At 71.0% G+C, this 19,516-nt stretch carries 18 protein-coding genes; 12 read left to right on the top strand and 6 right to left on the bottom strand.

Going from position 1 to position 19,516, the window contains the following annotated elements; translation table 11 throughout:
- The first annotated feature begins 227 nt into the window (after positions 1 to 227).
- The 7 genes from ACFRIC_RS31375 to serC all read left to right on the top strand — a co-directional run bounded on the left by ACFRIC_RS31375 (position 228) and on the right by serC (position 7,212).
- Entirely contained in the window at positions 228 to 2,018 is a 1,791-nt protein-coding gene (locus ACFRIC_RS31375) for an ATP-binding protein (RefSeq protein ID WP_382792751.1), read from the top strand.
- Positions 2,015 to 2,422: a roadblock/LC7 domain-containing protein gene (locus ACFRIC_RS31370; RefSeq protein ID WP_382792748.1), complete on the top strand. Its 408-nt coding sequence runs from the start codon at positions 2,015 to 2,017 to the stop codon at positions 2,420 to 2,422. Before ACFRIC_RS31375 ends, ACFRIC_RS31370 begins: the two co-directional genes overlap by 4 nt.
- Positions 2,419 to 2,775 (top strand): DUF742 domain-containing protein, encoded by a 357-nt coding sequence (locus ACFRIC_RS31365; protein WP_326787105.1) that lies wholly within the window; start codon positions 2,419 to 2,421, stop codon positions 2,773 to 2,775. The genes ACFRIC_RS31370 and ACFRIC_RS31365 overlap by 4 nt, the downstream gene beginning before the upstream one ends.
- Positions 2,756 to 3,394, top strand: coding sequence for an ATP/GTP-binding protein (locus tag ACFRIC_RS31360; protein WP_382792745.1), 639 nt, complete (start codon positions 2,756 to 2,758; stop codon positions 3,392 to 3,394). The genes ACFRIC_RS31365 and ACFRIC_RS31360 overlap by 20 nt, the downstream gene beginning before the upstream one ends.
- The gene (locus ACFRIC_RS31355) at positions 3,391 to 4,611 is read left to right on the top strand and encodes a cytochrome P450 (RefSeq protein ID WP_382792742.1); all 1,221 of its coding nucleotides are present in this window, start codon (positions 3,391 to 3,393) and stop codon (positions 4,609 to 4,611) included. The genes ACFRIC_RS31360 and ACFRIC_RS31355 overlap by 4 nt, the downstream gene beginning before the upstream one ends.
- A 112-nt stretch (positions 4,612 to 4,723) precedes the next feature.
- Complete coding sequence (locus tag ACFRIC_RS31350; RefSeq protein ID WP_382792739.1) at positions 4,724 to 5,947, top strand: cytochrome P450; 1,224 nt, start codon at positions 4,724 to 4,726, stop codon at positions 5,945 to 5,947.
- Between the two features lie 146 nt (positions 5,948 to 6,093).
- Positions 6,094 to 7,212, top strand: a complete 1,119-nt coding sequence (gene serC, locus ACFRIC_RS31345) for a phosphoserine transaminase (RefSeq protein WP_382792737.1) — start codon at positions 6,094 to 6,096, stop codon at positions 7,210 to 7,212.
- 73 nt (positions 7,213 to 7,285) lie between these two features.
- Here serC and ACFRIC_RS31340 read toward each other — a convergent pair whose 3' ends face one another.
- Positions 7,286 to 8,284 (bottom strand): WD40 repeat domain-containing protein, encoded by a 999-nt coding sequence (locus ACFRIC_RS31340; RefSeq protein WP_382792734.1) that lies wholly within the window; start codon positions 8,282 to 8,284, stop codon positions 7,286 to 7,288.
- 176 nt (positions 8,285 to 8,460) lie between these two features.
- On the opposite strand from ACFRIC_RS31340, the gene ACFRIC_RS31335 reads away from it, so the two are divergent.
- Together ACFRIC_RS31335 and ACFRIC_RS31330 are read left to right on the top strand one after the other, a co-directional pair.
- A complete protein-coding gene (locus ACFRIC_RS31335; RefSeq protein WP_382792731.1) occupies positions 8,461 to 9,144 on the top strand; it encodes an SGNH/GDSL hydrolase family protein in 684 nt (227 codons plus the stop codon).
- Between the two features lie 79 nt (positions 9,145 to 9,223).
- Positions 9,224 to 10,216 carry an aldo/keto reductase gene (locus ACFRIC_RS31330; protein WP_382792728.1) on the top strand — a complete coding sequence of 331 codons (993 nt, stop codon included), beginning with the start codon at positions 9,224 to 9,226 and terminating at the stop codon, positions 10,214 to 10,216.
- A 408-nt stretch (positions 10,217 to 10,624) separates the two neighbouring features.
- On the opposite strand, the gene thpR is transcribed toward ACFRIC_RS31330, so the two are convergent.
- The 3 genes from thpR to ACFRIC_RS31315 all read right to left on the bottom strand — a co-directional run bounded on the left by thpR (position 10,625) and on the right by ACFRIC_RS31315 (position 13,506).
- Positions 10,625 to 11,215, bottom strand: a complete 591-nt coding sequence (thpR, locus tag ACFRIC_RS31325; protein WP_382792726.1) for an RNA 2',3'-cyclic phosphodiesterase — start codon at positions 11,213 to 11,215, stop codon at positions 10,625 to 10,627.
- 126 nt (positions 11,216 to 11,341) lie between these two features.
- A complete protein-coding gene (locus ACFRIC_RS31320; RefSeq protein WP_382792723.1) occupies positions 11,342 to 12,703 on the bottom strand; it encodes an MFS transporter in 1,362 nt (453 codons plus the stop codon).
- A 365-nt stretch (positions 12,704 to 13,068) separates the two neighbouring features.
- A complete protein-coding gene (locus ACFRIC_RS31315) occupies positions 13,069 to 13,506 on the bottom strand; it encodes a MarR family winged helix-turn-helix transcriptional regulator (protein ID WP_103551027.1) in 438 nt (145 codons plus the stop codon).
- A 144-nt stretch (positions 13,507 to 13,650) separates the two neighbouring features.
- Here ACFRIC_RS31315 and ACFRIC_RS31310 point away from each other — a divergent pair, with 144 nt between their 5' ends.
- A complete protein-coding gene (locus tag ACFRIC_RS31310) occupies positions 13,651 to 13,833 on the top strand; it encodes a hypothetical protein (protein WP_037624226.1) in 183 nt (60 codons plus the stop codon).
- 51 nt (positions 13,834 to 13,884) lie between these two features.
- Here ACFRIC_RS31310 and ACFRIC_RS31305 read toward each other — a convergent pair whose 3' ends face one another.
- Positions 13,885 to 15,336 carry an NCS2 family permease gene (locus ACFRIC_RS31305; RefSeq protein ID WP_382792719.1) on the bottom strand — a complete coding sequence of 484 codons (1,452 nt, stop codon included), beginning with the start codon at positions 15,334 to 15,336 and terminating at the stop codon, positions 13,885 to 13,887.
- 235 nt (positions 15,337 to 15,571) lie between these two features.
- Here ACFRIC_RS31305 and ACFRIC_RS31300 point away from each other — a divergent pair, with 235 nt between their 5' ends.
- Entirely contained in the window at positions 15,572 to 15,847 is a 276-nt protein-coding gene (locus ACFRIC_RS31300; RefSeq protein WP_382792716.1) for a DUF2530 domain-containing protein, read from the top strand.
- Between the two features lie 110 nt (positions 15,848 to 15,957).
- Positions 15,958 to 18,357, top strand: coding sequence for a cation-translocating P-type ATPase (locus ACFRIC_RS31295; protein ID WP_382792714.1), 2,400 nt, complete (start codon positions 15,958 to 15,960; stop codon positions 18,355 to 18,357).
- Between the two features lie 15 nt (positions 18,358 to 18,372).
- On the opposite strand, the gene ACFRIC_RS31290 is transcribed toward ACFRIC_RS31295, so the two are convergent.
- Positions 18,373 to 19,308 carry a hypothetical protein gene (locus tag ACFRIC_RS31290; RefSeq protein ID WP_382792711.1) on the bottom strand — a complete coding sequence of 312 codons (936 nt, stop codon included), beginning with the start codon at positions 19,306 to 19,308 and terminating at the stop codon, positions 18,373 to 18,375.
- Between the last annotated feature and the right edge of the window lie 208 nt (positions 19,309 to 19,516).

The raw sequence follows: 19,516 nt of genomic DNA, 5'->3' as shown, positions 1-19,516 counted from the left end.
CTCCAGGATGCCGCCGGGCTTCGGCACCGGCCCTTCGGCCGCGCACCCGAAAGGCCCCGATATGCGGGGGCGATCATGAAACCGCTTTTCGAAGCTTCCCAATCGGATCACGAACTCTCATATAGTGACGACGAGTTGAGCATCATGTGTCGCTTCTCGCCCAGGCCCGACCGAGGACACGACCGAGGACACGTTCTCCCCCCAGGAACACGACCGAGGACCGATTGATGACCCCGCCCCAGCCCTCCGGCGAACGACCCACCCCCCGCGCCACGGCGAAAGCCGCTCTGACCGCCGCCGTCCCGGCCGCCGCCGCCGTGGTGGCCGGCGTCCTGCTGGCCCCCGAGCCCGCACGCGTGCCCCTCGCCTGGGGCACCGGCGCCGCCGCGTTACTGCTGTGCGTCGCCGTCGCGGTGGCCGCCCACGCCGTGCAGGCCAGACGGATCGCCCTCCGGCGCCTCGACAGCGTGACCAAGGACACCGGCCGACTGCTGCAGGAACGCGCCCGGCTGGCCGAGGAGTTCGGCCAGGAGCGGGCCCGGCTCGCCGACGAGGCCGCCCGCGAACGCGCCCGCGCCGCCGAGGCCGCGGCCCGCGAACGGACCCGTCTGACCGAGACGGCCGAGCGCGAACGCGCCCTCCTCACCGAACAGTTCGCCGCGGAACGGGAGCTGCTCACCGGGGACCGCGCCCGGCTCACCGAGCGCAACGCCGAACTCTCCGAACGCACCCGGCGTGCCGTCGGCGACCGTGCCGCCGCGATCTCCGCGACAGCCAACGCCGCCGCCCGCATGCAGGCGCTGTCCACCGGCATGCTCGCCGACCTGCGGGCCATGGAGGAGCGGCACTCCGACGAGGACGTCCTCGCCGACCTCCTCCACCTCGACCACCGCACCGCCCAGGCGGGCCGCCTCGCCGACTCCGTCGCCGTCCTGACCGGCGCCCGCTCGGGTCGCCGCTGGGCCCGCCCGATCGTCATGGAGTCCATCCTGCGCGGCGCCATGGGCCGCATCGGCGGCTACCAGCGGGTACGCGTCCACTCCGCCAGCGAGGCCGCCGTCTCCGGCCACGCCGCCGAGGGCGTCATGCACGCGCTCGCCGAACTCCTCGACAACGCCGCCAACTTCTCGCCGCCCACCGCCGAAGTGCACGTGTACGTCGAGGAGGTCCCGGCGGGCGTCATCGTCTCCGTCGAGGACAGCGGCCTGGTCATGGGTGATGTGCAACTGCGGCGCGCCGAACGCGCCGTCTCCGGGGAGGCGGCGGGCCCGGGCGGGCTCGGCGGCCTCACCGGCACCCGCCTCGGTCTCGCGGTGGTCGGCCGGCTGGCCCGCAAGCACGGCCTGAAGGTGTCCTTCCGGCCCTCCGCCCGCGGCGGCACCGGCGTCCTCGTCCTGATCCCGCAGGACATCCTCACGCAGCCGAACCTCCCCCTCGCCGCGGCCCCGCCGCCCGCCGGACCCGAGCCCGTCCCCGCCGCCCCGGCCGCGGTCGACGGCCACCCGTCCGCGCCGAGGTCCCCGGACGGCCCGCGGGCGACGGGAGAGCAGGAGTCCCGTACGCACCGGGAATCCGCCGAGTACCCGGTGTCGCCCGCGTCGCCCGTCTCGTACGCGGCGGCCCACGCGCCCGGCGACCTCGACCCGGACCCCGTCCCGGCCCACGACTCGCCCCGCCACGAGCAGGGCCTCGCGGCCACCGGCGGCCTGCCCAAGCGCCGCCGCGGACGCACCCTCGCCCACGCCGAGCGCAGCCGCTCGCACGTCACACCCCCGGCCGCCCCCGAACCCCGTACCGGCGAGGACCCCAAGAACCGACCGGCGGCCCGCTTCGGCACCTTCCGCCAGGCGGTCCGCGGCACGGCACCCGGCGCCCCCGGACCCGTCGCTGCCGACGCACCCGCCCCGGCGGAAGCACCGGCACGGACCGAGGACCACGCGTCCGCGTCCACCACCGCACCCACTCCGACCCCCACCACCCCCACACACGCGCTCCCGGAAGGCGACACCACTTCATGACCGGCACCATCACCGCCGACGAGAAGCTCACCTGGCTCATCGAGGGCCTCCTCGAGCGCACCCCGGGCGCACGGCACGCGCTCGTGCTCTCCCGCGACGGACTGAAGCTGTGCCGCACCCCGGAGCTCTCGGTCGACCAGGCCGACCAGCTCGCCGCCATCGCCGCCGGCATCCAGTCGCTGTCCCACGGCGCCTCCGTGGAGTTCGGCGACGGCAGCGGCGGCGTGCGCTCGGCCATGGCCGAGTTCTACGGCGGCGTCCTGTTCATCGTCGAGGCCGGCGACGGCGCGCACCTGGCCGTCGTCACCGCCGAGGACGCCGACGCCGGACTGGTGGGCCACAACATGAGCGAACTGGTGGAACAGCTCGGCGAGCACCTGACCGCGCCGCCCCGTTCGTCATGAGCCGTCCTGGCAGGGACGACGCGCCGGACCGGCTGTACACCCTCACCGGAGGACGCACCCGGTCCGGCCCGGACACCCCCTTCGACCTCGTGACCCTGGTGGTCGCCGAGTGCGACCCGGCGGTGGGCATGCAGTCCGAGCACGCCGCGATCCTGCGGATGTGCGAACGGCCCACGGCGGTCGTGGAGATCGCGGCGGAGCTGAGGCTGCCGGTGTCGATCACCCGCGTCCTGCTCTCCGACCTGCTCTCCACCGGCCGGGTCAGCGCCCGTCACCCGCACACGACGGTTCCCTCCGGTCTTCCCGATCCCGACATCCTGGAGCAGGTGCTCGTTGGACTCCGTAACCTCTGACGCTCGTGCGCCCCTGTCCGCGTCGGCCGACAACGGCCTCAAGATCGTGATCGTGGGCGGCTTCGGTGTCGGCAAGACGACCCTGGTCCGCTCGGTCAGCGAGATCCGTCCCCTCAACACCGAGGAGACGATGACGCAGGCCGGCGAGAGCGTCGACGACATCAGCGAGGTGCGCGGCAAGTCCGCGACCACCGTCGCCTTCGACTTCGGCCGCATCACGCTGGACACGCACAACATCCTGTACCTGTTCGGCGCGCCCGGGCAGGAGCGGTTCTGGTTCCTGTGGGACCGGCTGTTCTCCGGGACCCTCGGCGCGATCGTCCTCGTCGACACCCGACGCATCGACGAGTCCTGGTACGCCATCGACCGGCTGGAGCACCACGGCACGCCCTTCATCGTGGCCTGCAACGACTTCGGCGGGCCCGCCCACACCCCGGCGCAGATCCGCGAGGCCCTCGACCTCGACCCGCACGTACCGCTGCTCGACTGCGACGCCCGCTCCCGGGAGTCCAGCAAGCAGGTGCTGATCACGCTGGTCGAGCACCTCCAGACCCACTACGCCCGTCATGGCGCCGCGGCCGCGGAAGGCGCCCTTCAATCACCGGAGCCCGCGCTGTGACCTCCGCCCCCACCACCGCGCCCGTCCCCCTCGGCGGACCGCGGTTCCAGACCGAACCCGCCGAGCTGTACCGGGAGATGCGGCGCGACCACGGCTCGGTCGTACCGGTCGTCCTCGACGGCGACATCCCGGCCTGGCTCGTACTCGGCTACCGCGAACTGCACCAGGTCACCGGCGACCCCCAGCTCTTCAGCCGGGACTCGGACCTGTGGAGCCAGTGGGAGCGCATCCCCGACGACTGGCCGCTGCTGCCGATGATCGGCCGCAAACAGCCCTCCATCCTGTACACCGTCGGCGAGCGCCACCGCGAGCGCGCCGCGATGATCAGTGACGCCCTCGAAGCCGTCGACCCCTTCGAACTGCGGTCCCAGGCCGAGAAGTTCGCTGACGAGCTGATCGACGCGATCTGCCCCAAGGGCGAGACGGACCTCATCGGCGACTACGCGGCCCTGCTGCCCGTACGGGTCCTCGCGACGCTCTACGGCTTCTCCGACGAGCAGGGCCCCGGACTGGTCACCGCCCTGAACGACATGATCAACGGGCGTGAGGGCGCGCTGGCCGGACAGCAGCACCTGGCCTCCTCCATGGCCCGGTTGATCGCCGACCGCACGGAGACACCCGCCGACGACGTCGTCTCCCGCATGCTCGCGAACACCGCGGGCTTCGACGCCATGGAGATCGTCCAGGACCTCATGGTCATGATGGCCGCCGGCCACCAGCCGACGGCCGACTGGATCGGCAACTCGCTGCGGCTGATGCTCACCGACGAGCGGTTCGCCGCCTCCCTGTTCGGCGGCCGGCACAGCGTCGCAGAGGCCATGAACGAGGTCCTGTGGGAGGACACCCCGACCCAGAACGTGGCCGGGCGCTGGGCCTCCCGCGACACCCAGCTCGGCGGCCGCCGGATCCGCTCCGGCGACCTGCTGCTGCTCGGGCTCCAGGGCGCCAACTCCGACCCCCAGGTCCGCACCGACAGTTCCGCGCTCACCGGCGGCAACAACGCCCACTTCTCCTTCGGCCACGGCGAGCACCGCTGCCCGTTCCCGGCCCAGGAGGTCGCCGAGGTCATCGCGCGGACCGGCATCGAGGTCGTACTGGACCGGCTGCCGGACATCGACCTCGCGGTACCCGCCGACTCGCTCACCCGGCGCCCCTCCCCGTGGCTGCGGGGACTGAACGAACTGCCCGTGCGGTTCACGCCCGTACCCGTCCTCTGAGACGCCCTGTGCACCCGGCCGGCGCACCCCGCCCGGCCGGGGCCCGGGGCTGTCCCCATGCCCCGGGGGAAAACGCTTCACCCCCACCCCAGCCCCTTGGAGGCACCCCCGCATGACCACCGGTACCGAAGAGACCCGCATAGCCCTGGACCCCTTCGTCGCCGACCTGGACGGCGAGAGCGCCGCGCTGCGCGCCGCGGGACCGCTCGCCGCCGTCGAACTGCCCGGCGGAGTCCCGGTGTGGGCCGTCACCCACCACGCCGAGGCGCGCGCCCTGCTCACGGACCCCCGCCTGGTGAAGGACATCAACGTCTGGGGCGCCTGGCAGCGCGGCGAGATCGCCGCCGACTGGCCGCTGATCGGCCTCGCCAACCCCGGCCGCTCCATGCTCACCGTGGACGGCGCGGACCACCGCCGGATGCGCACCCTGGTGGCGCAGGCGCTGACCCCGCGCCGGGTGGAGCAGATGCGGGAGCGGATCGCGAAGCTGACGGAGAGTCTGCTCGACAACCTCACCGGGGACGTCGTCGACCTGAAGGCCGACTTCGCCTACCCCCTGCCCATGTACGTGATCGCCGACCTCATGGGCATCGAGGAGTCCCGGCTGCCGCGTCTGAAGGAGCTCTTCGAGAAGTTCTTCTCGACGCAGACCCCGCCCGCCGAGGTCATCGCGACCCTCACCGAGCTCGCCGGGATCATGGCGGAGACGGTGGCGGCCAAGCGGGCCGAGCCGGGCGACGACCTGACCAGCGCGCTGATCCTGGCCTCGGAGGACGGCGACCACCTCACCGACGAGGAGATCGTCTCCACCCTCCAGCTCATGGTCGCGGCCGGCCACGAGACGACGATCTCCCTCATCGTCAACGCGGTCGTCAACCTGTCCGCCCACCCCGACCAGCGCGCCCTCGTCCTGTCCGGCGAGACGGACTGGTCCGCCGTCGTCGAGGAGACCCTGCGCTACGCCACCCCGACCTCCCACGTCCTCATCCGTTTCGCCACCGAGGACGTCCCGGTCGGCGACAAGGTGATCCCGGCGGGCGACGCGCTCATCGTGTCGTACGGCGCGATCGGCCGTGACGAGAACGCCCACGGGCCGACCGCGGGCGAGTTCGACATCACCCGCACCGGCAAGAACCGGCACATCTCCTTCGGCCACGGGCCCCACGTCTGCCCCGGCGCGGCCCTGTCCCGCCTGGAGGCGGGCGTCGCCCTGCCCGCCCTGTACGAGCGCTTCCCGTCCCTGGACCTGGCCGTACCGGTGTCGGACCTGCGCAACAAGCCGGTGGTGACGCAGAACGACCTGTTCGAACTGCCGGTCCGGCTCACCGCCGAGTGAACTGACCAGGTGTGACGGCTCGGCCGCCGGAGGAGCCCCCACGGCCCCTCCGGCGGTCGCGCCCTCGCCACGCCCCGTCAACACGCGCCGTCTCAGCCGACGGACGACGTTTCACCGAGGTTTCCCCGAACGGCTAGGCTCCTGGCGTGGCTGATATCCAGATCCCCGCTGACCTCAAGCCCGCCGACGGACGATTCGGCGCCGGCCCCTCCAAGGTGCGGACGGAGGCACTGGACGCGCTGGCCGCGACCGGCGCCTCGCTGCTCGGCACATCCCACCGCCAGGCCCCGGTCAAGAACCTGGTCGGCAAGGTGCGCGAGGGCGTGCGCGAGCTGTTCTCCCTGCCCGACGGGTACGAGGTCGTCCTCGGCAACGGCGGCTCCACCGCGTTCTGGGACGTCGCGACGCACGGCCTGATCGAGAACAAGTCGCAGCACCTCACGTTCGGCGAGTTCTCCTCCAAGTTCGCGAAGGCCGCCAAGCTCGCCCCGTGGCTCGCCGACCCGACCGTGATCTCCTCCGACCCGGGCACGCACCCCGAGCCGGTCGCCGAGGCGGGCGCCGACGTCTACGCCTTCACCCACAACGAGACCTCCACCGGTGTCGCCGCCCCGATCAAGCGGGTCGCGGGCGCCGACGAGGGCGCCCTCGTCCTGGTGGACGCCACCTCCGGCGCCGGCGGCCTGCCCGTCGACATCGCCGAGACGGACGTCTACTACTTCGCCCCGCAGAAGTCCTTCGCCTCCGACGGCGGCCTGTGGATCGGCGTGTTCTCCCCGGCCGCCATCGAGCGCGCCGAGCGGATCCACGCCTCCGGCCGGCACGTCCCGGAGTTCTTCTCGCTGCCCACGGCGATCGACAACTCCCGCAAGAACCAGACGTACAACACCCCCGCACTGGCCACGATCTTCCTGCTCAACGAGCAGCTCGAATGGATCAACGGCCAGGGCGGCCTCGCCTGGTCCTCGGCCCGTACGAAGGACTCCTCGACCCGCCTCTACCGCTGGGCCGAGGACAGCAAGTACGCCACCCCGTTCGTGACCGACGCGGCCAAGCGCTCGCAGGTCATCGGCACGATCGACTTCGCCGACGAGATCGACGCCGCCGCCGTCGCCAAGGCCCTGCGCGCCAACGGCATCGTCGACACCGAGCCGTACCGCAAGCTCGGCCGCAACCAGCTCCGCGTCGCCATGTTCCCGGCGATCGACCCCGCGGACGTCGAGGCGCTGACGCACTGCATCGACTACGTGATCGAGAAGCTGTAACCGCACGACGACGGCCGAGGGGCGTCCGGCATCCGCCGGGCGCCCCTCGGCCGTGTCCACGGGGTGGCCGCGTTCAGCGGCGGCGCAGCCGCTTGAAGCCGAACACCACGGCGAACAGGGCCGCGACCGCGATGGCGCCGACCTTCACCTCACCGCCCATCCCGTCCCCGCTCCCGCCCCCGGAGGCCGAACCGCCGCCCTTGGAGGACGAGTTGGAGCCGGACCCCGAGGCACCCGGCGCGTCCTCCGGCTCCACGGGGCTGTCGGCGCCCTCGCTGCCGTACATGAGCTTCGATCCGTCGGGCGTGTAGGTGATCGACTCGCCCTGGCCCTGGAGGGGCACGTTCAGGCGCTCGAGGCGTTTGATGCGGCCGTCGTTCCACGCGTAGGCAATACCGCCGAAGTAGCCGCGCACGGCGAGCTGCCGGCCGTCGGGGGAGAACGCGCCGTCCGTGACCCACAGGTCGATCGTGGCGACCGGCTTGAAGACGTTGGTCGAGCCGGCGGAGAGCTCGGCGGGACCTTCGTAGAGGTGGCCGCCGTCCTCGTCCTTGTCGGCGATGTAGACGCGCCCCGTCTTGGGATGCACCATCAGCGCCTCCGCGTTGCGGGGACCGTCCGAGTACTTCACGACGTACTGGGTGGCGCGGATCGTCTGGTCCTTGAGCACCTTCGGCTCGGGGAGCTTGTAGACCCACACGTGGTCCCACTTGCCGCCGAGGTTGTCACCGATGTCGCCGACGTACAGGTCGCCGTCCGGGCCGAGGGAGATCGCCTCGACGTCCCGGGGCGCGCCCACCCCGCTCATGGTGATCCTGGCGACGGTCTCGCCCGTACGGCTGTCGACCGCGTACAGGTACGGCCCGTCGTCGCTGTCGTTGTGGGTCCAGTAGACGCCCGGGTGGATGCGTGAGGCGGCGAGGCCGCTGGACTCCTTGATCCGGGGGTCCTTGATGGTGAATCCCCCGTCCCCTCCGTCGGCGAGGGCGGGCGCCGCCAGGGCGAGGACGAGGGCCGCTCCGGCAAGGGCTCCGGCGGCGGCTCCGGACACGTACGAGTGGGATCGGCGCATGGCCCAAGCCTGCCATCCCACCGGCCCGTTCACGTCGTCGCGGCCCGCCCGGACGCACCCCGCCAGGCCCTCGCTCCCCGCCCGCACCGGCACACCGCCGCGGACCCCGCGCGGGCGTGTCCAGCCTCACACCGTCCGCGCCCATGGCGCCTGGGCCGATCGTCCATGATGATCGGATGCTCAGGTTCATGCCCGTCGGCGACTCCATGACGATCGGTAGCGCGGGCGAACACACGTGGCGCTACCGGATGTGGCAGCACCTGCGCGCGGCGTACGGGGGCCCGTTCAAGATCGTCGGCCCGCGCGAGACGCTCTACGACCAGGCGACCGGGTCCGCCGACTCCTACGAGTACGCGGACCCGGAGTTCCCCCGCGCCCACCTGGCCGGCTGGGGCGAGGGCTGGCTGCACATGGCCCCGCTGATCCGCGAGGCGGTCCGCGCCCAGCGCGCCGACGTCCTGCTGGTCTCGCTCGGCCTCATCGACCTCGGCTTCTACACCAACGCCGCCCAGACCGCCGACAACGTCCGCGCCTTCGTCGCCGAGGCCCGCGCCGCGAACCCGCGCGTCCGCATGGTCCTGCTCCCGGTGATACCGAACGTCCGCGCCCAGGACGACCCGCCCTTCGCCGCCGAGGTGGCCGCGTTCAACGACCTCCTCGCCAAGACGGTCGCCGACCTCGACGAACCGCGCTCCCCGCTGCTGCTCGCCTCCCCGCCCTCCTCGTACGACATCGCCTTCGACACCTACGACGGCACCCACCCGAACGCGAGCGGCGAACACAAGATCGCGGAGGGTTTCGCCGAGGCGATGTACCAGGCCTGGGACCTGGGCGAGCCGTACGCGGCCCAGCCGGCCTGACCACCGCGTCCGGCACTCCCCCGCCGTCGCCCGGTCCGCTCTTGCCTAGAGCGCACTCCACGTCGTTGGCTGGTGAACCATGAAGTACACACAGCTCGGACGCACGGGGCTCAAGGTCAGCCGGCTCGTCCTCGGCACCATGAACTTCGGCCCGCAGACAGACGAGACCGACAGCCACGCGATCATGGACGCGGCGCTGGACGCGGGAATCAACTACTTCGACACGGCCAACGTCTATGGGTGGGGCGAGAACAAGGGCCGCACCGAATCGATCATCGGCAACTGGTTCGCCCAGGGCGGCGACCGCCGGGACCGGACCGTCCTCGCCACCAAGGTGTACGGGAACATGGGCGCCGAGGGCGACCCGTGGCCCAACCACGACAAGCTGTCCGCCCTGAACATCCGGCGCGCGGTCGAGGCGAGCCTGAAGCGGCTCCAGACGGACTACATCGACGTCTACCAGTTCCACCACGTCGACCGGTCCACCCCCTTCGACGAGATCTGGCAGGCCGTCGACGTCCTCGTACAGCAGGGGAAGATCCTCTACGTGGGGTCCAGCAACTTCCCCGGTTACAAGATCGCCCAGGCCAACGAGATCGCCGCACGCCGCGGCGGGACCATCGGCCTGGTCAGCGAGCAGTGCCTCTACAACCTCGCCGAGCGCCGCGCCGAGATGGAGGTCATCCCGGCCGCCCAGGAGTACGGCCTCGGTGTCATCCCCTGGTCGCCGCTGCACGGCGGACTGCTGGGCGGAGTGATCAAGAAGGAGGTCGAGGGCGGCCGCCGGGCGAGCGGCCGGGCCGCCGACGCCCTCGCCGACACGGCCGCACGCGCCCAGATCCAGGCGTACGAGGATCTGCTGGAGAAGCACGGTCTGGAGCCCGGAGAGGCCGCGCTGGCCTGGCTGCTGACCCGTCCCGGCGTCACGGGACCCATCGTGGGCCCGCGCACCGCGGAACAGCTCGCGTCGGCGCTGCGCGCGGTGGAGCTGGAACTGTCGGAGGACGTCCTGGAGGGTCTCGACGAGATCTTCCCGGGCCCGGGTCCGTCCCCCGAGGCGTTCGCCTGGTAGCAGGGCCGTTCCCGCAGGGCGTTCGCCTCGTCGCGAGGCCGCGGCCGCGGGGCGTTCGCCTCGCAGCTGGGGCCGCGATCGCGGCGTTCGCCTCGTGCCGGGGCCGAGGGCGCGGGGTGTCCGCCTCGCAGCGCAGCCGTCCCCGCCGGGCGTTCGCCTTGAAGCGGGGGCCGCGATCGCGGGCGTTCGCCTCGTGCCGGGGCAGCGGGCGCGGGGCGTTCGCCTCGGAGCGAGGGCCGTGGCCGTGGCCGTGGCTGTGGCCGTGGGGCGTTCGTCTCGCGGCCCCGCCGCGCGTCCGGCGGTGGCGGTCGCTATCTGACCGCCGCCGCCATGGCCACGACGAAGAACATCAGCACGAGCACACCGGCCATGATCCGGTTACGGGTCTTCGGGTTCACGCCAACGAGGTTAACGGTCCGCCGGGCCCGCCCCGTCGCCCGCCCCCAGCGGGCACGCGGCCACCGTTTCGTATCGGGGCTGCTCACCGGGCACTCCCGACCTCGGCAGGTTGCTGCGGACGAGACACAGCTCACCCACCGTCCAGGGTTCTCCCGCGAACGCGTCCAGCGCGGCGACGTACGGCTTGAAGTCCGCGGAGTCGCGGCTGCGGGCCACGGTCAGATGCGGACGGTAGCGGCGGTGCTCCTCCATCTCGACGCCCGCCTTGCGGCCCGCCGCCTCCGCCCGGTCCGCCAGCAGCCGCATGGTCGCGACGTCCCCCGCCGCGCCCACCCACAGGGCCCGCCCGCCGAAGTGCCCGCCGCCGCGCAGGGACAGCGGGAACGGGTCGGTGCGCCGGCCGGCCCGCAGCAGCCGCTCCGTGAGGTCCGGGACGGTCTCGTCGGCGACCTCGCCGTAGAACGCGAGCGTGAAGTGCCAGCCGGGACGGCCCGTCCAGCGCAAGGCGTCCGCTCCCGGCATCCGCCGCAACGCGTCCACGTCCGGGGCCAGTTCACGCACCGCACCGGCAGGGGGCAGTACCGCCGCGAAGAGTCTCATGGGCCCCAGCCTTCCAGGGAACGCCGTCCGGTACACCGGAGTGGACGAGGCGGCCGGCCGCTTCACGCGGGCCGGCCGCCTCCGAGCCTCCTGGTCCCACCCGGGATGGGTCGTGCCGCGGTGGAATCACACCGTGGCGAGCTGCTCCTCGCTCCGCGCACGCGGGACGAAGCGGATCCGGGGGCGGCCGTGATGCCACCCGAGGGCGACCCGCAGCCCGCCGAGACGGGCCAGGACCAGACCGATCGCCGTCGCCGCGGCCATCGAGACCAGTCCGCCGAGCGCGAAGCCCACGCGAGGTCCGTAGACGTCGGTGACCCAGCCGATCAGCGGCGCGCCGAGCGGTGAGCCGCCCACGAAGACCATCATGAACAGCGCCATGACCCGGCCGCGCATGGCCGGGTCGGTGGCCATCTGGACTGAGGTGTTCGCGGTGACGTTCACCGTCAGGCCGAAGATGCCGATCGGGACCATCAGGAGCGAGAACAGCCAGAGCGTGGGAGCCGTGGCGGCCACCACCTCCAGCGCGCCGAAGGCCACCGCCGCCGCGATCAGCACGCGCAGCCGGGCCGTGCCGCGCCGGGCCGCGAGCAGCGCTCCGGCCAGCGAACCCAGCGCCATCAGCGTGTTGAAGAGGCTGTACGCCCCGGCGCCCGAGTCGAAGATGTCGTCCGCGTACGCCGACAGCCAGACCGGGAAGTTGAAGCCGAAGGTGCCGATGAAGCCGACGAGGACGATCGGCCAGATCAGTTCGGGCCGCCCGGCGACATAGCGGAGGCCTTCGCGGAGCTGGCCCTTGGCGCGCGGCGCCCGCTCGACGACGTGCAGCTCGCGGGACCGCATCAGCAGCAGGCTCGCCAGCGGGGCCACGAACGACACGCCGTTCAGCAGGAAGGCCCAGCCGGTGCCGACGCCGGTGATCAGCAGACCCGCGACGGCGGGGCCGACCAGCCGCGCGGACTGGAAGTTGGCCGAGTTCAGACTGACCGCGTTCTGGAGCTGGCCGGGGCCGACCATCTCGGAGACGAAGGACTGGCGTGCCGGGTTGTCGACGACGGTGGCCATGCCGACGGCGAACGCGGCGAGGTAGACGTGCCAGACCTGGACGTGTCCGGAGAGCGTGAGGAAGGCGAGCACGAGGCCGGTGAGGGCCATCGCCGTCTGCGTCACCAGGAGTGTGGGCCGCTTGGGGAGGCGGTCGACGAGAACACCGCCGTACAGGCCGAAGAGCAGCATCGGCAGGAACTGGAGCGCGGTGGTGATGCCGACGGCGGCGGAGGAGCCGGTGAGGCTGAGCACCAGCCAGTCCTGGGCGATGCGCTGCATCCAGGTGCCGGTGTTGGAGACGACCTGGCCCAGGAAGAACAGGCGGTAGTTCCGGATCTTCAGCGAGCTGAACATCGAGGAGGAGCGGGGGGAGTCGCGGGTGGCCGGGGAATCGGGGGTGGCTGGTGCGGGGGCGGAGTGTGCTCCGGATCCCGTACTCAAAAGGGCTCGCCTCCATTGCGATCGTGGACGTCGGCGTCATGGGGGGCGTCGGCGCTTGCGGGGAAGAGCGGACCCTCCGTTGCTCCGTGATCAGTGATCCCGGTCGAGATCGGTGATCCCGTTTCAGATCGGTGATCTCGGTCGTGACCGGTGATCCGGACCGTGACCGGTGATCCGAACCGAGATCGGTGATCTGGTCGGTGACCAGTGGTCCGGGCCGTGACCGGCGATCGGAACCGAGATCGCCGATCCTGGACGAGACCGGTGATCCGGACCGAGATCGGTGATCTCGGTCGAGACCGCTGATCCGAGTCGAGACCGGTGATCCGGGCCGGATCGGGGAGCGTGAGAGGGGCCGCCGTCGGTCAGATGTGCGCGAGCTTCTCCAGGACGGGAGCGGCTTCGCGGAGCTTGGCCCATTCGTCCTCGTCGAGGGCCTCGACCAGTCCGGCCAGGAACGCGTTCCGCCGGCGGCGGCTCTCCTCGAGCATCGCCTCGGCCTTGTCGGTCTGCGTCACCACCTTCTGGCGCCGGTCCTCGGGGTGCGGCTCCAGCCTGACCAGCCCCTTGGCTTCGAGCAGCGCGACGATGCGGGTCATCGACGGCGGCTGCACATGTTCCTTGCGGGCGAGCTCGCCGGGCGTGGCGCTGCCGCAACGGGCGAGGGTGCCGAGCACCGACATCTCGGTGGGGCTCAGCGACTCGTCGACTCTCTGGTGCTTGAGTCGACGCGACAACCGCATCACTGCGGAGCGCAAGGCGTTCACGGCGGCCTCGTCGTCGCCATGGGTGAGGTCAGGCATGTTCTTTAGCTTAACTCATTACTCTCGCTAAAGAACAACTGGGCCCGCGTGAAACGCGCCATCGGACGCGGAGATCACTCATATGAGTGAGATGGCTCCGGAAAGTGACCCGAATCCGGTCGGGAAGCGGCGACCCTCGACTTCATGGGGACCAGCGTGCTCAGCCTGCGTATCGACGGGGAGCTGCTCGACCGGCTCCGCGACCATGCCGCGAAACGCGGAATGAGCGTCCAGGACTATGTGGTCCGGACGCTCATTCGCGACGACTTCGACGAGCGGTTCCAGACCGCCGTCGAGGAGACGGAGAAGTTCTACGGGGTCACCTGATCCCGTGTGCGCCGCCGGGGGTCAGTGAGCCCCCCGCACGGCCGATGCCGCTCAGGTCAGGCCGAGGGCCGGCATGAGGTAGTAGAAGGTGAACACCGCCGACACCACGTACATGGCGACCGGGATGTCACGACCCCGGCCCGCCGCCAGGCGCAGCACGACGAAGGTGATGAAGCCCATCCCGATGCCGTTGGTGATCGAGTAGGTGAACGGCATCATCATCATGGTCACGAAGGCCGGGATGGCGATCGTGTAGTCCGCCCAGTCGATCTCCTTGACCGAGTGGGACATGATCAGGAAGCCGACCGCGATCAGCGCGGGGGTGGCCGCCTGGGACGGGACCATCGTGGCGACCGGGGTCAGGAAGAGGGCGACGGCGAACAGCGCGCCGGTGACCACGTTCGCGAAGCCCGTGCGGGCACCCTCGCCGACGCCGGCCGTGGACTCCACGAAGCACGTGGTGGCCGAGGAGGAGGAGGCGCCGCCCGCGGCGACGGCGATGCCGTCGACGAAGAGGACCTTGTTGATGCCGGGCATGTTGCCCTGCGCGTCCGTCAGCTTGGCCTCGTCGCTGATGCCCATGATCGTGCCCATCGCGTCGAAGAAGCACGACAGCAGCACGGTGAAGACGAAGAGGATGCCGGTCAGCACGCCGACCTTGCTGAAGCCGCCGAACAGGCTGAACTGGCCGATCAGGCCGAAGTCCGGGCTGGCGACCGGGTTGCCGGGCCACTTCGGGGTGGTCAGACCCCAGGACGGGATGGTGGTGACGGAGTTGATGATCACCGCGGCGACCGTCATGGTCACGATCGAGATGAGGATGGCGCCGGGCACCTTGCGCACGATCAGCGCGAGGGTCAGCAGGGTGCCGAGGATGAAGATCAGGACGGGCCAGCCGTGCAGGTGGCCGTCCGTGCCGAGCTGGAGCGGGACGGTCGTCTGGGCGATGTCCGGGATGCGGGTGACGAAGCCGGAGTCGACCAGGCCGATCAGCATGATGAACAGGCCGATGCCGATCGCGATGCCCTTGCGCAGGCCGAGCGGCACCGCGTTCATGACGCGCTCGCGCAGACCCGTGGCGACCAGGAGCATCACGATGAAGCCCGCGAGGACCACCATGCCCATGGCGTCCGGCCAGGACATCCGGGGCGCGAGCTGGAGGGCGACGACCGTGTTCACGCCGAGGCCGGCGGCCAGCGCGATCGGCACGTTGCCGATGACGCCCATGAGGAGCGTGGTGAAGGCCGCGGTCAGCGCGGTCGCGGTCACGAGCTGACCGTTGTCGAGGTGGTGCCCGTACATGTCCTTCGCGCTGCCCAGGATGATCGGGTTCAGCACGATGATGTACGCCATCGCGAAGAAGGTGGCGAAACCGCCGCGGATCTCGCGCGGAAGGCTGGAGCCCCGCTCGGAGATCTTGAAGAAGCGGTCGAGAGCGCCCTGAGCGGGCCGGGACTCCGGCTGCTGCGGGGCGGGGGCCTTGGTGGCGGCCGAGGTGGACATGCGGGTCCTCAAGCGTGCAGGGGGACGGGACGTGATCGAGCCTGGTCAGTGGTCGTGCACCAGCAGGTTCCCCCAGGTCGCTGTTGGTGTTTTCTACGAATACAACTGGCCAGACTCGGACCGTTTCAGTATGAACATATGAGTCAGAAATCGCTATCTCCGCGCGTAGACCCCTGTGGCACAAGGGGGACGGGGCCCGAACACAACCGGTCGCCGACCCTCGTAAGCTGTGCACATGGCGAAGTGGACCCCCAAGCACGAGGCGCCGGAGCCCCTGGAGGGCCCCGTCGTCGCCACCATCACGGGCGGCACGATCCTCTGGTTCGTCCTCTTCCTGGTGCAGCTCCCGTTCTACGGCTGGTTCGACGACCACGGACACCTGTGGTGGCTGTGGACCTGCCTGGCCGGCGCGGGCCTCGGGCTCATCGGCATCTGGTACGTCCGCAAGCGTGACGCCGCGATCAAGCGCGCCCAGGCGGGCGGCTCCCCCGCCACCCCCGTGACGGACTAGGGGACTTCTCCACCCACGGCAGCACGACCCGCCGCCCCCGGTCCTCCCCAGGTCGGAACTTTGGCGCACTCGGCGGGTGAAGCCGCATATCCGCACGTACCGTCGAAGGCATGACCCACACCGACGCGGGCGCCGGACTGGATCCCGTTCACCCCGTTCCCCTACCCGCCTCCCGGCGGGCCGAGGGTCTGTCGGCCGCCGAGGTGGCCGAACGGGTCGCGCGCGGCGAGGTGAACGACGTCCCGGTGCGCAGCAGCCGCTCCGTGGGCGAGATCGTCCGGGCGAACGTGTTCACCCGCTTCAACGCGATCATCGGCGTGCTCTGGCTGGTCATGCTGTGCGTGGCACCGTTCCAGGACAGCCTGTTCGGCTACGTGATCATCGCCAACACCGGGATCGGCATCATCCAGGAGTGGCGCGCCAAGAAGACGCTGGACTCGCTCGCGGTGATCGGCGAGGTGAAACCCACCGTCCGCAGGGACGGGGTCGCCGCCGAGGTGCGCTCCTCGGAGATCGTGCTCGGGGACCTCATCGAGATCGGGCCGGGCGACAAGGTCGCGGTCGACGGCACCTGCGCGGAGGCCGACGGGCTGGAGATCGACGAGTCCCTGCTCACCGGTGAGGCCGACCCCGTGGTCAAGCACGCCGGCGACGCGGTGATGTCCGGCAGCTTCGTCGTGGCCGGCAGCGGCGCCTTCACCGCGACGAAGGTGGGCCGGGAGGCGTACGCGGCACAGCTCGCGGAGGAGGCCTCGCGGTTCACGCTCGTCCACTCCGAGCTGCGCAGCGGTATCTCCACGATCCTCAAGTACGTGACGTGGATGATGATCCCGACGGCCATCGGCCTGATCATCAGCCAGCTCGTCGTCAAGCAGCACGGCTTCAAGGACTCCGTCGCGCGGACCGTCGGCGGGATCGTGCCGATGGTCCCGGAGGGCCTGGTGCTGCTCACCTCCGTCGCCTTCGCCATCGGCGTCATCCGCCTCGGCCGAAAACAGTGCCTCGTCCAGGAACTTCCCGCCATCGAGGGCCTCGCCCGCATCGACACCGTCTGCCTCGACAAGACGGGCACCCTCACCGAGGGCGGCATGGACGTCACCGAGCTGCGCCCGCTCCAGGGCGCCGACGAGTCGTATCTGCGCAAGGTCCTCGGCGCGCTCGGCGAGTCCGATCCGCGGCCGAACGCCTCCCTCCAGGCGATCATCGCCGCCTACCCGGACAGCGAGGAGTGGCGCTGCACCCAGTCCCTGCCCTTCTCCTCCGCCCGCAAGTACAGCGGCGCCGGCTTCAGCGAGGGCAACGGCGAGTCGAGCGCCTGGCTGCTCGGCGCCCCCGACGTACTGCTGCAGCCCGGGGACGCCGCTCTCGCCGAGACCGAGCGGCTCAACGAGGAGGGCCTGCGGGTGCTGCTGCTGGCGCGGACCACCAAGGACCTGGACGACCCCGCCGTGGCGGAGGCCGCACGGCCCGCCGCGCTGATCGTGCTGGAGCAGCGGCTGCGCCCGGACGCGGCCGACACCCTGCGCTACTTCGCCGAGCAGGACGTCAAGGCCAAGGTCATCTCGGGCGACAACGCGGTGTCGGTGGGAGCGGTCGCCGGAAAGCTGGGGCTCACCGGTGAGGTCGTGGACGCGCGCCGGCTGCCGGACGAGCGCGAGGAGATGGCCAAGTCCCTGGAGAAGGGCACGGTCTTCGGGCGGGTCACCCCGCAGCAGAAGCGGGACATGGTGGGCGCCCTTCAGGCCGGCGGGCACACGGTGGCGATGACCGGTGACGGCGTGAACGACGTCCTGGCGCTGAAGGACGCCGACATCGGGGTGAGCATGGGCTCCGGGTCCGAGGCGACCCGCGCGGTGGCCCAGATCGTGCTGCTGAACAACAGCTTCTCGACCCTGCCCTCGGTGGTCGGGGAGGGCCGCCGGGTCATCGGCAACATCACCCGGGTCGCGACGCTGTTCCTGGTCAAGACGGTCTACTCGGTGCTGCTGGCCGTACTGGTGGTGTGCTGGCAGGTGGAGTACCCGTTCCTGCCGCGTCATCTGACGCTGCTGTCGACCCTCACGATCGGGGTCCCGGCCTTCTTCCTGGCCCTCGCCCCCAACAAGGAGCGCGCCCAGCCCCACTTCGTGCGGCGGGTGATGCGGTACTCGATCCCGGGCGGTGTGGTCGCGGGCACCGCGACCTTCGCGATGTACCTGATCGCGCGCCACTACTACACGGGAGAGGGCTCGCTGGAGGCGGAGACGAGCGCCGCGACGCTGACGCTGTTCCTGGTCTCGATGTGGGTGCTCGCGATCATCGCCCGGCCGTACACCTGGTGGCGGATCTGCCTCGTCGCCTCGATGGGCGGGGCGTTCCTGCTCGTGCTCGTGGTGCCGGGGCTCCAGCACTTCTTCGCGCTGAAGCTGGTCGGCACGACGATGCCGTGGATCGCGGTGCTGATATCGGTGACGGCGGCGGCCGTCCTGGAGTTCCTCTGGAGGTGGGTCGACCGCCGCGTCCCCGCGTAGGGATTACGTCATCGACTACTGCACGTCGACGTAGTCACCCGTGGCGTTGACCGCCGGGGTGGTCGAGGTGCCCGCGAAGCTGTAGCGGTAGTAACCGTCGACGGTGGCCGTCGTGGTCGTCTTCAGGTTGCCGGTGCTGTCCGACTTGATCGTCTTGAGCGTGGTGTAGGTGCTGCTGGTCTTCTTGCGGAACTGCAGCTGCACCGGCTGGACGGTGTAGCCGTGGTAGGCGAAGTCGTCCCAGTTGGCGCGGGACAGCTTGCCCGTGACCGTGACGGTCTTGCCCTTCTTCACCGGCTCCGGCGCGGCGTTGACCGTCAGCTTGGAGTAGCGCTGGAGCTTGGTGGTGGCGAGGTCGCCGGCACCGGCGAAGCCGACCTGGCTCCAGTCGATGTCCTCACCCAGCGGGTCCTGGTCGTTGAAGTCCAGGATGTAGCCGTCGGCCTTCCAGGTGGTGGCGTCCACGTTGCCCACCAGGTCCCAGGTCGGGTCGACCTCGATGGTGCTCTTGCAGTTCGCCTTCGTGGCGGAGACGTCGGTGCAGACCGGCCAGTCCGGGCCGACCAGCCAGTTGTCCTGGGTTTCGTAGGAGCCGCGGTAGAGCTCGACGTCCAGGTAGGTGTCGGCGGCGTGGATGTCGACGTCGGCGGCGTGCGTCACGGTGAAGGTGACGGGGACCGTGACCTTGTTGGTGGTGCCCACAACGATCGGCTTGCCGCTGTTGACCTTCACGGAGGAGAAGGTCACGTCCAGCGGGTACGGCTCGCCGTCCTCGCCCGTGGAGCCGGTGTAGGCCGACTTGCCGTCGGTGGCCGCGCGCGCGGCCTGCGCGGCTTTCTGGACGTCGTCGTGGCTGTACGAGTGGCCACCCGTCGCCTGGGCGGCGGGCACGGCGAGGGCGGAGAGAGCCAGGGCGCCGGAGACGGCGGCCACGGTGGCACGTATGCGCATGCGATCCCCACGTGGAGAAAGGGGCCCCGACGGCGGTCGGTCCTGACGGCTCGTGGTCGCCCGGGGCCCAAATGATCTTGGAGTCTGTTGACTCGGAAGACATGATCGCCGAGGCGCCCAAAAGGTTGTACGCCAGGTGAACTTTTCGTGCAGGCCTTCGAGAACGGCCCGGATCCCCGTCCGGGGGCGGGGATCCGGGCCGCGTCGG

The organism is Streptomyces sp. NPDC056738, assembly GCF_042790435.1.
GTDB lineage: Bacteria > Actinomycetota > Actinomycetes > Streptomycetales > Streptomycetaceae > Streptomyces.
This window is presented reverse-complemented; position numbering and strand designations above follow the sequence as displayed.